9 protein-coding genes are annotated in these 14,221 nt (G+C 71.5%); 5 read left to right on the top strand and 4 right to left on the bottom strand.

Translation table 11 applies throughout. The annotated features are described in order from the left end of the window. The first annotated feature begins 864 nt into the window (after positions 1-864). Entirely contained in the window at positions 865-3,501 is a 2,637-nt protein-coding gene (gene ppdK / locus ABD292_RS01980) for a pyruvate, phosphate dikinase (RefSeq protein WP_344204743.1), read from the top strand. A gap of 43 nt (positions 3,502-3,544) precedes the next feature. Here ppdK and ABD292_RS01975 read toward each other — a convergent pair whose 3' ends face one another. Beyond that, on the bottom strand, positions 3,545-5,101 hold the full coding sequence (locus ABD292_RS01975; RefSeq protein WP_344204742.1) for a M48 family metallopeptidase: 1,557 nt from the start codon (positions 5,099-5,101) through the stop codon (positions 3,545-3,547). Positions 5,102-5,181: 80 nt separating this feature from the next. Between ABD292_RS01975 and ABD292_RS01970 the strand changes: the two genes are divergently transcribed. After that, entirely contained in the window at positions 5,182-6,402 is a 1,221-nt protein-coding gene (locus tag ABD292_RS01970; protein WP_344204741.1) for a deoxyguanosinetriphosphate triphosphohydrolase, read from the top strand. A 45-nt stretch (positions 6,403-6,447) separates the two neighbouring features. Further along, positions 6,448-7,605 carry an NAD(P)/FAD-dependent oxidoreductase gene (locus tag ABD292_RS01965; protein WP_344204740.1) on the top strand — a complete coding sequence of 386 codons (1,158 nt, stop codon included), beginning with the start codon at positions 6,448-6,450 and terminating at the stop codon, positions 7,603-7,605. Here the strand turns inward: ABD292_RS01965 and ABD292_RS01960 are convergent. Next, positions 7,583-8,503, bottom strand: coding sequence for a M23 family metallopeptidase (locus tag ABD292_RS01960; RefSeq protein ID WP_344204739.1), 921 nt, complete (start codon positions 8,501-8,503; stop codon positions 7,583-7,585). The two genes, ABD292_RS01965 and ABD292_RS01960, sit on opposite strands and share 23 nt — an antisense overlap. Positions 8,504-8,627: 124 nt before the next feature. Between ABD292_RS01960 and dnaG the strand changes: the two genes are divergently transcribed. Next, entirely contained in the window at positions 8,628-10,469 is a 1,842-nt protein-coding gene (gene dnaG, locus ABD292_RS01955) for a DNA primase (protein ID WP_344204738.1), read from the top strand. Between the two features lie 389 nt (positions 10,470-10,858). Beyond that, on the top strand, positions 10,859-11,962 hold the full coding sequence (gene rpoD, locus ABD292_RS01950; protein WP_245774956.1) for an RNA polymerase sigma factor RpoD: 1,104 nt from the start codon (positions 10,859-10,861) through the stop codon (positions 11,960-11,962). Between the two features lie 70 nt (positions 11,963-12,032). Here the strand turns inward: rpoD and ABD292_RS01945 are convergent, their stop codons facing one another. Both ABD292_RS01945 and ABD292_RS01940 read right to left on the bottom strand, forming a co-directional pair. Then, entirely contained in the window at positions 12,033-12,842 is an 810-nt protein-coding gene (locus tag ABD292_RS01945) for a transporter substrate-binding domain-containing protein (RefSeq protein ID WP_344204737.1), read from the bottom strand. Then, positions 12,839-14,221 carry a hypothetical protein gene (locus ABD292_RS01940; protein ID WP_344205287.1) on the bottom strand — a complete coding sequence of 461 codons (1,383 nt, stop codon included), beginning with the start codon at positions 14,219-14,221 and terminating at the stop codon, positions 12,839-12,841. Before ABD292_RS01940 ends, ABD292_RS01945 begins: the two co-directional genes overlap by 4 nt.

Below are 14,221 nucleotides of genomic sequence, written 5' to 3'. Positions count from 1 at the left end.
GGCGGCCCCAGCGGTGCGCCCGCCGCGCTGGGCGCCCGCGCGGGGGCCTTCGCGACGCACCCGCCCGGCGACCCCGCGCAGCGAGTACGCGCCGTGCTCCCACGCTGTCCCGGCGAGCAGCGTGACGCACTCTGCGCTTCAGGGTGCTTGGCATGCCTCTGCCGCCAGGCGAAGGCCGGCATGTGCGGCGTCTTCGCCTGGCGCGTCCGCCTGGCGGCGTTGTGCGGCGCCTTCGCCTGGGGACCTTGCGCGGCGGCCCGGCCCAGCGGCCCCGCTTGCCCATGTTCCCAGTGGCCCCTGCCGGGCGGCCTCGCGCGGCGTGTACGCGCCGTGCTTCTTCGGGCACTCGGTATGCCTCCGCCGTCAGGCGAGGACCGGCGCGTGTGGTGCCGCCGCCGGCAGGGCGTGACGAAAAGCCTGAACATCCCATGTCAGGGAAGGCGCCCCCGAACCAGATGCCGGCAGGCACGTCCAGGTTCAGCGGCACCGGCAGCAGCAGTTCCTGCCCTTTCCCGCTGCCTGACGTAGGCCGGCGGCGGATCGCCCGCGCCCGCGGACAGCGTGACGCCGAGCACCCGGCCCGTCTCGCGCGCGGCTCCGCGAAAGCGCCGGTGAAGAAGACCCGGCACGAACACCATCGCTCCCACAGGGTGATCCGATTCCGCGTCCGCCCCCTCTTTCCGGCGCAAGAATTGGTTTATACCAATTGGTATAAACCAATTTTCGGCAAACCAGCCTTATAATTGGATTAGACCTCTCATAAGCCGTTTACCTGCATAAACAGTGACTTGAGGAAGGAGTGCAGTTTCACCATCAATTTCGCCGGTAGAGTCCGGATCAGACGCGTGTTGGATTGGAGCTGTGGTGGCCAAGTACGTTTACGACTTCACCGAGGGCAACAGGAATCTCAAGGATCTTCTCGGCGGTAAAGGTGCGAACCTGGCTGAGATGACCAATCTCGGGCTGCCCGTTCCCCCCGGATTCACGATCACCACGGAGGCGTGCCGCCACTACCTGGCGGAGGGCGCCGTCCACGACGGTCTCGACCGGGAGGTCGCCGAGCACCTCAAGGCGCTCGAAGAGCGCATGGGCAGGAAGCTCGGCCAGGCCGACGACCCCCTCCTCGTCAGCGTGCGCTCCGGCGCCAAGTTCTCCATGCCGGGGATGATGGAGACCGTGCTCAACATCGGGCTCAACGACGAGTCCGTGCACGGCCTCGCCAAGCAGGCCGGCGGCAACGAGCGCTTCGCCTGGGACTCCTACCGCCGCCTCATCCAGATGTTCGGCAAGACCGTCCTCGGCATCGACGGCGACCTGTTCGAGGACGCGCTCGACGCCGTCAAGGGCCGCCGCCAGGACACCGACCTCGACGCGGGCGAGCTGCAGCGGCTCGTGGAGACGTACAAGGGCATCGTCCGCGAGCAGACCGGCAAGGACTTCCCCACCGACCCCCGCGAGCAGATGCGCCTCGCCATCAACGCCGTCTTCGACTCCTGGAACGCCCCGCGCGCCATCCTCTACCGCCGCCAGGAGCGCATCCCCGCCGACCTCGGCACCGCCGTCAACGTCATGGCGATGGTCTTCGGCAACTACGGCGACGACTCCGGCACCGGCGTCGCCTTCACCCGCGACCCCGGCACCGGCCGCCAGGGCATCTACGGCGACTACCTCCAGAACGCCCAGGGCGAGGACGTCGTCGCGGGCATCCGCAACACGATCCCCCTCGAAGAGCTCGAACGCCTCGACAAGACCTCCTACGACGAGCTCGTCCGCATCATGGAGGTCCTGGAGACGCACTACAAGGACCTCTGCGACATCGAGTTCACCATCGAGCGCGGCAAGCTGTGGATGTTGCAGACCCGGGTCGGCAAGCGCACCGCCGCGGCCGCGTTCTGCATCGCCACCCAGCTCGTCGACCAGGGCCTCATCACCCTCGACGAGGCGGTCACCCGCGTCACCGGCGACCAGCTCGCCAAGCTCATGTTCCCGCGCTTCGACCACGGCGCCGAGAAGAAGCGGATCGCCAAGGGCATGAACGCCTCCCCGGGCGCGGCCGTCGGCAAGGCCGTCTTCTCCTCGGAGCGGGCCGTCGAGCTGGCCGGGCAGGGCGAGGACGTCATCCTCGTACGCCGCGAGACCAACCCCGACGACCTGGCCGGCATGATCGCAGCCAGGGGCATCCTCACCAGCCGCGGCGGCAAGACCTCCCACGCCGCCGTGGTCGCCCGCGGCATGGGCAAGACGTGCGTGTGCGGCGCCGAGGAGCTGGAGGTCTCGACGGCCGAGCGCAGGTTCACCGCGCCCGGCGGCATCGTCGTCGCCGAGGGCGAGGTGATCTCCATCGACGGCACCACCGGCGAGGTGTTCCTCGGCGAGGTGCCGGTCGTGGCCTCGGCCGTGGTCGAGTACTTCGAGGGCGCCGAGCCCGCCGACGAGCTGGTCAAGGCGGTGGACCGGATCATGCGCCACGCCGACGCGAGCCGCCGGCTCGGCGTGCGGGCCAACGCCGACACCCCCGAGGACGCCGCCCGCGCCCGCCGCTTCGGCGCGCAGGGCATCGGCCTGTGCCGCACCGAGCACATGTTCCTCGGGGAGCGCCGGCAGCTCGTGGAGGACCTGGTGCTGGCCTCGACCGACGAGCAGCGCCAGGCGGCGCTGGACGCCCTGGAGCCGCTGCAGAAGTCCGACTTCGTGGGCATCTTCCAGGCGATGGAGGGCGCGCCGGTCACGATCCGCCTGATCGACCCGCCCCTGCACGAGTTCCTGCCCGACATCACCGAGCTGTCGGTCAAGATCGCGACCTCGGAGAACCCCACCGACAAGGACCGCGCGCTGCTCGCCGCCGTCAAGCGCCTGGACGAGCAGAACCCGATGCTGGGCCTGCGCGGCGTCCGGCTCGGGCTGGTGATCCCGGGGCTGTTCGCGATGCAGGTGCGGGCCATCGCCCAGGCCGCCAAGGAGGTGCCCGGCGCGCGCCCGGAGATCATGATCCCGCTGGTGGCGACCGTGCAGGAGCTGGAGTCCGTACGCGAGGAGGCGGTCAGGATCCTCGCGGAGGTCGGCGTCGAGGCGCTCGTCGGCACCATGATCGAGACCCCGAGGGCGGCGCTGACCGCCGGCCAGATCGCCGAGGCGGCCGAGTTCTTCTCCTTCGGCACCAACGACCTCACCCAGATGACCTGGGGCTTCTCCCGGGACGACGTCGAGGCCGCGTTCTTCTCCCGCTACCTGGAGCTCGGCATCTTCGGCGTGTCGCCGTTCGAGACCCTGGACAGGGAGGGCGTCGGGCGGCTGGTCGAGCTCGCCGTCCAGGAGGGCCGGGCCACCCGTCCCGACCTGCACCTCGGCATCTGCGGCGAGCACGGCGGCGACCCCGACTCGGTGCACTTCTGCCACGAGGCAGGGCTGGACTACGTCTCCTGCTCGCCGTTCCGCATCCCGGTGGCGCGGCTGGAGGCGGGCCGGGCCGCGCTGAGCGAGACCGACTCCGACACCCGCTGAGCGGGCGGCGGAGGGGGCCGCACGGTCCCCTCCGTCAGGCCGGTCAGCCCTGTGGGGTGAGAGCGGGCGGCTGCGGCGCGGCGGGCGACTGCTGGACGGCGGGCGGCTGCGGGGCGGCTGGGGGCTGCTCGACCGGGACGTAGTCATGCCGCATGCCGTGGTCGCCGAGCCACCGCCGCAGCCCCGCCACCGCCTCCGGGTTCGCCGCGACCTGGGCCGCGTACTCCGACAGCGCCACCTCCTCGCCGTCGTCGTAGAGCAGCCGGGCGGGCCCCGACCACGACAGCGTCCACCGGGCCTGGCCGAGCTGGATCAGCACCGCCTCCAGCGCCTGCCCCAGCACCCCGGCCAGCAGCGTCTCCGACGGGTTCCAGCCCAGCTCCAGCAGCCGCGCCTCCAGCTCGGCCTGCCGGCCCCGCGCGATGGCCTCGAAGGCCGCGTCCAGGTACGGCTGCGGCGACCCCATCACCCGCTGCCCGGCCACCGCGAGGTCGTGCAGCGCCTCGGCGTTGCGGCCCGCGTACATGCCCTGGGCCACCAGCTCCTCCCACCCCACCGGGCGGAGCGCGGACAGCGCCTCGGGCGTCCACATGGAGTTCTCGACCGCCTGCGCGGCCACGTTGGCGTCCATGAGCAGGGCCAGGGCCGGGCGCGGGTCGGGGACGTGCTCGGGCTCGGGCAGGCGCTCGATGGCGGCCAGCCGCTCGGCCAGGGCGGGGTGCGAGTCGTACGGCGAGACCTCCTCGGGCTCGGCCCCCAGCTTCGCGATCTGGGCCTGCCGCTCCGGGTCGCCCATCATCCGCTGGAAGCCGCCGAACACGGCGGTCGGCCGCCCGCCGCCGGCGCCGGCCAGCGACAGGTAGCCGTTGACGTAGATGTCCCAGCCCAGCGCCGTCGCGTGCACCTTGGTCAGCGCCCCCGCCATGGCCTGCCGGCCGCCGATCGCCACCGCGAGCCGGTCGGCCTCCAGCTCCTGCCGGCGCGAGACGGCCTGGGAGATCCGGAGGTAGAGCTTGGCGTACCAGGTGAACAGCTTCTGGATGAACGGGTGTCCGCCCAGCCCCTGCACGGTCGCGATGAGCGCGACCCGGCCCCGGTAGACCGGCGCGCCGAGCCGGGTGTGGGCGCCGCTGTAGTGGCCGAGCTCGTGCCCGAGCACCGCGCGCATCTCGTCCACGGTGAGCTGCTGGAGCAGCGGCAGTCCGATGAACATGCGCCGCCGCGTCGCCCGCAGCCCCAGCCAGCGGGTGTCCTCCGACACCGCCGCGTTGACCTCCGCGACCAGCCTGATCTCGTCCGGCGGGGCGGTGCGCACCCGCCGGGCCAGGTCCTCGACCAGCTGCCAGAGCACCGGCTCGTGCTCGCGGCCCACGGCCACGCCCGGCTGCTCGCCGTCCTTGCGGCGGCTCACCATGACCAGGGCCCGTACGAGCGCGCCCGCGGCCAGGGTGAGCACCACCGCCAGTTTGAGGGTGTTGGCACCGAAGTCGACGATGAGCAGGACGTCGAAGAACACCGCGGCCGCCAGGACGAGGCCGACCAGGAGGTAGAAGCCGGCGAGCAAGGTGAAGGCCAGCACCGCTCGGAACGCTGTGGTCATGGGGAAGGACTCCCGGGGAAGGGGTTCTCGCGAGGCTTGACACTAGCGGAGACATGAAACTGGATAAAATCGTCGAACCAATGCCGCACTACGATGAGCACGACCAGGAGCGCTGGGTTCCGGAACCTCCCGGCAATCCTGAACGCTCCGCGTTCGAACGCGACCGCGCCCGCGTCCTGCACAGCGCCGCCCTGCGCAGGCTCGCCGCCAAGACCCAGGTGGTCGGCCCCGGCGAGGCGCTCGGCGGCGGCCAGCACATCCCCCGCACCCGGCTGACGCACTCGCTGGAGTGCGCCCAGGTCGGCCGCGAGATGGGCGCCACCCTCGGCGTCGACCCCGACCTGGTGGAGACCGCCTGCCTGGCCCACGACCTCGGCCATCCGCCGTTCGGGCACAACGGCGAGGTGGCGCTCAACCGGCTGGCCGCCACCTGCGGCGGCTTCGAGGGCAACGCCCAGAGCCTGCGCCTGCTCACCCGGCTGGAGGCCAAGGTCCTCACCGAGGACGGCCGCAGCGCCGGGCTCAACCTCACCAGGGCCGCGCTCGACGCCTCCGTCAAGTACCCGTGGACCTGCGACAAGGGCGCCAAGTTCGGCGTGTACGACGACGACCTGCCGGTCTTCAAGTGGATCAGGGAGGGCGCCCCCGAGGGCCGGGTCAGCTTCGAGGCGCAGATCATGGACTGGGCCGACGACGTGGCGTACTCGGTGCACGACCTGGAGGACGCCCTGCACTCGGGCCACGTCGTCCCCGAGGCCCTGCACTCGCCCGCCGAGCGGAGGCTCGTCTGCGAGACCACCCGCACCTGGTACACCCCCGGCGCGGACCTGGGCGAGCTGGAGGAGGTCTTCGGCAAGCTCGTCGCCGACCCGCTCTGGCCGCGCCGCTTCACCGGCACCCTGCCCGAGCTGGCCGGGCTGAAGGCGCTCACGAGCGGTCTCATCGGCCGCTTCTGCCGCTCCGCCCAGGCCGCCACCAAGGAGATGCGCAGCGCCCGCCACCGGGCCGACCTGGTCGTCCCGCACGCCACCCGGCTGGAGTGCGCGCTGCTCAAGGGCGTCACCGCCCACTACGTCATGACCACAGAGGACCACAACGCCAACCAGGCCCGCCAGCGCGACCTCATCACCGAGCTCGCCTCCCTGATCACGCTCGGCGCGCCCGGCACGCTGGAGCCCGCCTTCCGGCCGGCGTTCCTGGAGGCGGCCGACGACGCCGCCCGCGTCCGGGTCGTCATCGACCAGATCGCCTCGCTCACCGACACCTCGGCGGTCGCCTGGCACCGGCGGCTCACCCGGTGACCCGATCCGCTTCCCCGAATCCCGCCCGGGGCGGATACTGCGCCCATGGCCACATATGTGATCGTCGGCGGCGGGCTTGCCGGGGCCAAGGCCGCGCAGACGTTGCGGGAAGAGGGCTTCGACGGTGAGATCGTGCTGTTCGCCGCGGAGAGCGAACGGCCCTACGAGCGGCCGCCCCTGTCCAAGGACCATCTCCTGGGCAGGAGCGAGCGCGAGGCCGTCTTCGTCCACGCCCCCGAGTGGTACGCCGACAACGCCGTGGATCTCCGTCTCGGCACGCGGGTCACCCGCATCGAGCCCGAGCACCATGTGGTCCGGCTCGGCAACGGCTCGCGCCAGCCGTACGACAAGCTCCTGATCGCCACCGGGGCCACCCCGCGCCGCCTGCCCGGCCCGGCCGCCTACCTCCGCACCCTGGCCGACAGCGAGGCCATCAGGGAGGGCCTGGCGCGGGCCGAGCGCGTCGTCGTCATCGGCGCCTCCTGGATCGGCCTGGAGACGGCCGCGGCGGCCCGCGCGGCCGGCTGCGAGGTCACCGTCGTCGAGCCCGAGCCCACCGCGCTCCACCGGGTGCTCGGCCCCGAGGTGGGCGGCGTGTTCGCCCGCCTGCACGCACGCAACGGCGTCGACCTGCGCTTCGGCATCTCCGCCGCCGAGGTCACCGCGACCGGCGTGCGGCTCAGCTCGGGCGAGCGGCTCACCGCCGACCTCGTCGTCGTGGGCATCGGCGCCACGCCCGAGGTCGAGCTGGCCCGCGAGGCGGGCCTGGAGGTCGGCCAGGGCGTCCGCACCGACGCCGCCCTGCGCACCTCGCACCCCCACGTGTACGCCGCCGGCGACGTCGCCGAGTCCTTCCACCCGCTGTACGGCCGCCACCTGCGCGTCGAGCACTGGGCCAACGCCCTGCACGGCGGCCCCGCCGCCGCCCGCTCCATGCTCGGCCAGGAGGTCGTGCACGACCTGGTCCCGTACTTCTACACCGACCAGTACGACCTCGGCATGGAGTTCTCCGGCCACATCGACGGCTACGACGAGGTCGTCTGGCGGGGCGACGTGGACGGCCTGGAGTTCGTCGCGTACTGGCTGCGCGACGGCCGGGTGGTCGCCGGCATGAACGTCAACGTCTGGGACGTCGCGGACGGCATCCAGGAGCTCATCCGCTCCGGAACGGTCGTCGACCCTAAGGAATTGTCGTCGGGTTGAGCGTCTCCTTGTCCGGGATCTCGTCCTTCTTCTCGGCGGTCTTGCGCGGGGTGGGCCGGGGCGTCTTGCTGGGCGTCGGCGGCTGCGCCCGCCCGGCGCACTGGACCGTGCAGGGCGGCGTCTCGCCCAGCTTGGCGCGCAGCTTCAGCGTCTCCTCGCGCGGCGACAGGGTGCGGTTGCCCTTGGCCCAGGCGTCGAGGTAGTCCCACGGCTCGACCATGCCCCGGCGCACCCACCAGTAGGCGGGGCCGGTCTTCCACGAGATCGCGAAGTAGAGGTTGGCGCCGGTGTCGCGGGCGTTGCCCGAGCGGCCCACCTTCCCCAGCACCTGGCCGGCCTTCACCCGCAGGCCCGGCTTGACGCCGGCGTCCACCGAGTCGAGGTGGCCGCCGAGGTAGCGCACGCCGTCGTCGCCGATGACCGTGACGAACCTGCCCTCCCGCGTCCAGCCGTCGTCCCTGGCCGGCGTCCATCCGTTCTGGACGTTGACCTCGTCCACGACGCCGTCCACCGGCGCCACGAACTCGCAGCCCTGCTTGGCCCAGATCGTCGTCTTGGGCAGCACCAGCAGCTTGCGCTGGTAGCTCGTCTTGCAACCCTTGACGGGGAAGGTGTAGGCGTACTTCGACAGCTTGGGAGGCGGCACCCTGACCGGGTCGTCGCCCTGCGGCGGCTGCTCGGCGGCGGCCTGGTGCTGCGCCGACGGCGTGGGGCCGGGGACGGTCGCGGTGGCCGCCGGCGTGCCCGCGGACGGGGCCGTGGTGGGCGACTTGGCGCTCACGCCCGCCAGCCCGGTCGCCTGCGAGCAGGCGCCCGTCAGCAGCACGGCGCCCGCGACGGCCGCCCATCGTCCGAGATGCCCCGATCGCATGATCTCCACCCGTGTCACCGCTTCCACGAACTTTACCTTTGTAGCCGACCGGGGACCCCCGCCGAGCCGCTTTGCCGCGATCCCCCGAGGGATGAGCCCATTCTGGCGGCAGGTGCGGGGAACGTCAGCGGGGCGGCATAGACTCACCGGCGTGGCTGGCCGGATCCGTGACGTCGACATCGCGCTCGTGCGCGAACGCTCTCCCATCGCCGAGGTCATCGGCGAGCACATCCAGTTGCGCAACGCCGGAGGCGGCAACCTCAAGGGGTTGTGCCCGTTCCACGACGAGAAGACGCCGTCGTTCAACGTCACGCCCGAGCGCGGCATGTACTTCTGCTTCGGCTGCTCCGAGGGCGGCGACGTCATCACGTTCGTCGAGAAGATCGAGCACCTGTCGTTCGGCGAGGCGGTCGAGCGGCTGGCGCAGCGGGCCGGCATCCACCTCCAGTACGAACAGGGCGGCTACGTCCCCAAGCGCGACCACGGCGAGCGGGCCCGGCTGATCGAGGCGCACAAGGCGGCGGCCGAGTTCTACGCCGGCAAGCTGTTCGCCCCCGAGGCGGCGGCCGGGCGGCGGTTCCTGTCGGAGCGGGGCTTCGAGCGGGCCGACGCCGAGACCTTCGGGGTGGGCTACGCGCCCAACGAGTGGGAGGCGCTGACCCGGCACCTGCTGGGCCGCGGCTTCTCGGCGGACGAGCTGGTCAAGGGCGGGCTGGCCAAGGAGGGGCGGCGCGGCCCGATCGACCGCTTCCGCGGCCGGCTGATCTGGCCGATCAGGGACGCCACGGGCGACGTGATCGGTTTCGGGGCGCGGAAGTTGCTCGATTCCGACGACGGGCCCAAATACCTGAATACGCCTGACACCCCGCTTTACAAGAAGAGCCAGGTGCTTTATGGGATCGACCTCGCTAAACGGGAGATCTCCAAGCGCAGCCAGGCGGTGATCGTCGAGGGCTACACCGACGTGATGGCCTGCCATCTGGCTGGGGTGCCGACGGCGGTGGCCACCTGCGGCACGTCGTTCGGCGAGGAGCACATCAAGATCCTGCGCCGGTTCCTGCTCGACCAGGCCGAGTTCCGGGGGGAGGTCATCTTCACCTTCGACGGCGACGCGGCCGGGCAGAAGGCGGCGCTGCGCGCGTTCGCCGACGAGCAGAAGTTCGTCACGCAGACCTACGTCGCGGTGCAGCCCGACGGGCTCGACCCGTGCGACCTGCGGGTCAAGCAGGGCGACGCGGCCGTGCGCGACCTCGTCGCGAGCCGCGAGCCGCTGTTCCAGTTCGCGATCAGGAGCACGATCTCCCGCTACGACCTGCGCAGCAACGAAGGCAAGATCGCCGCTCTCGACGCCGCCGCGCCCATCGTGGCCGGCATCAAGGACGCCGGGCTGCGCAAGCGCTACGCGATCGACCTCGACCGCTGGCTCGGCTTCATGGACGAGCGGTTCGTCATGCAGCGCATCGCGGCGGTCGCCGGGGCGCAGCAGGGCCGTCCGCAGCGCGCCCCGCAGGCGGCGCCGGTCGACCCCGGCGTCCGGGTGGAGGCCGAGCTGCTCAAGCTGGCCGTGCAGCGTCCCGCGCTGCTGGGGCCGCGTTTCGACGCCCTCGACCCCCAGGCGTTCACCGCGCCCGACCACGTCGCCCTGCACCGGGTGGTGGCCGCCGCGGGCGGCCTCGCGGCGGCCGGTCACGGCGGCAGGGAGTGGGTCGACCTGCTGCTGGAGCACGCGCACGAGGAGGGCTCGCGGGCGCTGGTGACCCGGTTCGCGGTCGAGCCGATCCAGGCCGACGCGCACGCCGAGGAGCGCTACGCGGGGGCGATGCTGGCGGCCATCGAGGCCATCGCGGTCGACCGGGCCATCGCCCAGGTCAAGTCGCGCATCCAGCGGCTCAACCCGGTGGAGGAGCAGCAGGAGTACAACAAGCTGTTCGGCGAGCTGGTGGCGCTGGAGCAGCAGCGCCGGGTGCTGCGCGAGCGCGCGGCAGGAAGCTGACCGCCGGAAGCCGACCCCGGAAGCTGATCGTCCGCGCCGGGTGAAGGTAACGGTTCGGTCGCGGATCCAAGCGGCAAACCCGGCTGGTTGGCCCGGGAACCTGGCGCGGTCCAGCATGCGACAAAGCGGGTGGACAACGTGGTCCGGGCAGCGAAAGAGTCGCGTCCGGCCGGAGGGGCCCGCCGGGCGCGAGAATGCTGATCGCGTAATTGGCTTTACTTTCCTGATCAAACTCCGGCCAAACCTAATTCCGATCTCAATTCGGTAAGGACGGAGGTCTTACCTTCGGTGACAAAAATGGGTCTGCCATTTGACGGAACCAATACTGCAGACTGTCTCCCGTGGGTGCATCGGTGCTGCCAAGCGGACCGCCATCGGTAGATCTTCAGGTGGCGGACCTCGTCGCGAAGGGAAGGGAGCGCGGGAGCGTAACCGTCGATGACGTCGCCGCCGCGCTTGACCGATCCGAGCTGCCGTCCGACGCGCTGGAGCGCGTCGTGCGCATGCTCGCCGAGAACGGCGTGGAGGTCCTCGAGCCCCAGGGCGACGAGGAGTCCACCCGCGCCGATGAGGAAGACGTAGGCAAGCGGGCGCCGACCAGCGATCTGGTCCGCATCTATCTGCGGGAGATCGGCCGGGTGCCGCTGCTGACCGCCGAGGAGGAGGTGGAGCTCGCCAAGTCGATCGAAGCCGGCCTGTTCGCCGAGGACAAGCTGGCCGGTGGGGTCTCGCGCCTGGCCTTCCCCGAGTTCAGGGAGCTCGTCTGGCAGGGCACGCGGGCCAAACAACGCCTCATCGAGGCCAACCTCAGGCTCGTGGTGTCGATCGCCAAGCGGTACGTCGGCCGCGGCATGCTGTTCCTGGACCTGATCCAGGAGGGCAACCTCGGCCTCATCAGGGCCGTCGAGAAGTTCGACTACACCAAGGGCTACAAGTTCTCCACGTACGCGACCTGGTGGATCAGGCAGGCGATCACCCGGGCCATCGCCGACCAGGCGCGGACGATCCGCATCCCGGTCCACATGGTGGAGACCATCAACAAGCTCGTCAGGGTCCAGCGCCAGCTCCACCAGGACCTCGGCCGCGAGCCCATCCCCGAGGAGATCGCCAAGGAGATGGACCTCCCGGTCGACCGGGTCGTGGAGATCCAGCGCATCGCCCAGGAGCCCGTGTCGCTGCAGTCGCCGATCGGCGAGGAGGACTCCGACCTCGGTGACTTCATCGAGGACGCCGACGCCGTCGTGCCCATGGAGGCCGCGGCCTTCATCATGCTGCAGGACCAGCTCGACGACATCCTGGCGACGCTGTCCGACCGGGAGCAGCGCATCATCCAGCTCCGCTTCGGGCTGGCCGACGGGCATCCGCGCACGCTGGAGGAGGTGGGCAGGGAGTTCGGGGTCACGCGGGAGCGCATCAGGCAGATCGAGTCGAAGACCCTGGCCAAGCTCCGCCACCCCACGCGGGCGCAGATGCTGCGCGACTACCTCGACTGAGCGGACGACCGGAGGGCGGGAGAGCGGGCCGGGGCTTGACGCCCCGGCCCGCTCGGCTTCCCGCGCGACGTCAGGAGCAGCCCTCGAACTGCGGCACGGCGATCGTGCCGAGGTGCAGCCCCGACTTGCCGAACCACTTGTGCAGCAGCTTCGACGCCGTCCCGTCCTGGTACATGTCGATGATCGCCCGGTTGACCTCCTCGCAGCCGGGGACGTCGCCCTTGCGCAGCCCGACGCCCGTACGCTGCTCGTTGAACTGGGCGTTGGCCAGCCGCAGCCCCGAGCCGTCCCGCATGGCGAGGCCCGCCAGGATGACGTCGTTGGTGGTGACGGCGTCCACCTGCCGGCTCTTCAGCGCCTCCAGGCACTGCGCGTAGTCGTCGAACGGCACGAGCTGCGCCGCGACCTTGCGCTCCTCGGTGACCCGTTCGGCCGCGTTCGACCCCTTGACCTGGCAGATCCGCCGCCCCTTGAGGTCGCGCACGTTCTTGAACGTCTCGTCGGGCCGCATCAGGATGTCCTGGTAGGAGATGTGGTACGGCCCCGCGAACAGCACGTTGGCCTTGCGGTCCTGGTCGATCGTGTACGTCGCCACCACCATGTCGGCCCGCCCGTCGAGCAGCACCTTGTCCCGGTCGGCCGCCAGCGCCGGCAGGAACGTGACGCCCTTGCCCAGCTTGCGGGCGAGGTAGCGGGCCACGTCCACGTCGAAGCCCTCGAACGTCCCGTCGGCCTTGCGGAACCCGACCGAGGGCAGGTCAGGCCGCACCGCGATGACGAGGTCGTCCTTGTCGACGATCGACTCGACCTCGCCGCTCGCGCAGCCTCCGGCCGCCAGCGCGGCCACCAGGGCCGCCGTCACCGCCAGCACCCGCTTCACCGGTACTCCTTGAGTCGAGGCCACACCCCGGCGATCAGCAGCAGGCCGATCCCGCCGATCGCGAAGGGCAGCAGCCGCCACAGGTTGTCGAGGGCGTTCTCGCCGCGGCCGATGGCCCGCTCGAAGTCGGCCTCGTGCTGACCGGCCAGCGCCACCACCGCGCGGTCGTAGGCGTCGAACGCCTGCGTCGCCGTCGTGAGCCGGGCCGCCACCGCGCCGTTGTCCCGCCCGGCCAGCGCCAGCTTGCGCAGGTCGGCGTCGGCGGCCTGGAAGCCGGCGAAGGCGGTGGCGACGTCGCGGCCGCGCGGGCCGATCAGCTCGGGCCCGAGCAGGCCGAGCACCTTCGTCTCGCCCTTGGTCACCTTGGCCTGGTAGGTCTCCAGGTTGCCCGCCGGGACGTAGAAGAGCGACTGCGACTTGTCCAGGAACGTGTGCTCGTAGGTGTCGGCCCGCTCCTTGTCCAGCAGATAGCGGCTCTGGTCGCCCTGCATGCTGTTGCTGATCGCCCGCGTCCTCGCCAGCGTCAGCACCGAGTCGAACGACGACTTCTTGGCCTCGCGCAGCGCGTCCTGGTCCTGGCTCAGCACGTTCGAACCGAACACCAGCGCCAGCGCGGTCGTGACCGTCGCCACCAGCAGCGCGGGGCCGAACACCCGGCGGAAGCGCCGGGCCAGGAAGATCTGCAGCGCCAGCAGGCAGCCCAGCGCGAGCAGCCCGGCCACCACCACCGCGGCCCGCAGCAGCGGCAGCATGAGCTGCTTGTCGTCGTAGGTGCGGCGCACGATGGTGCCGTTCTCCAGCGTCAGGTTGTACGCCTGCGGCAGCAGCACCATCCGCATGAGGTCGGTGGCCTGCCGGTAGGTCGCCACGACCTCCGCCGGCGGCGGGCCCGGCGCGTGCCCGGCGCGCTCGTCGAGCAGCAGGGCCTGCCCGGCCAGCCGCTCGTAGCGGCCGAGCCCGTCCAGCACCGACTGCACGGTCCGCCGCTCGGCCGGGTCGTCGCCGGAGAGCTGGAACGCCTTCAGCAGCGCCTGGTTGGCCTCCGAGCGGCGGCTCTCGTAGCGGGCGAGGGCGTCGGCGCGCCGTTCGGCGTACCCGTTGCCCATCAGCAGGGCGCCCGCGACCTGCGCGTCCATGTCGCTGAGCGCCAGGTAGAGACCCGCGGTGGCGACGACCTGCGGCCCGGCGTCGCGGCCGATGACCTGGAGGCCGTCGCGGGCGCTGGAGCTGCCCACCGCCAGCGCCGTGAACAGCAGCGCGAGCGCGGCGGCGGTGACGCCGGTGAGCGTGCGGACGCGGCCGGGCACGTTGCGCCGCCTCGGCGGGGGCGGCGGCGCGGGCGCCATCATGGGCGGGGCCGGGGGAGGGGCCTGCGTCAT

It is taken from the genome of Nonomuraea bangladeshensis (genome assembly GCF_039529455.1).
In the GTDB taxonomy this organism is placed as follows: domain Bacteria; phylum Actinomycetota; class Actinomycetes; order Streptosporangiales; family Streptosporangiaceae; genus Nonomuraea; species Nonomuraea bangladeshensis.
This window is presented reverse-complemented; position numbering and strand designations above follow the sequence as displayed.

What these genes read in the sequence shown, in the direction of transcription:
- ABD292_RS01970 (WP_344204741.1), top strand. Translation starts at nt 5,182, where the DNA reads ATGCCGCACTACGATGAGCACGACCAGGAGCGCTGGGTTCCGGAACCT.
- ABD292_RS01965 (WP_344204740.1), top strand. Translation starts at nt 6,448, where the DNA reads ATGGCCACATATGTGATCGTCGGCGGCGGGCTTGCCGGGGCCAAGGCC.
- ABD292_RS01975 (WP_344204742.1), bottom strand. Translation starts at nt 5,101, where the DNA reads ATGACCACAGCGTTCCGAGCGGTGCTGGCCTTCACCTTGCTCGCCGGC.
- ABD292_RS01940 (WP_344205287.1), bottom strand. Translation starts at nt 14,221, where the DNA reads ATGACGCAGGCCCCTCCCCCGGCCCCGCCCATGATGGCGCCCGCGCCG.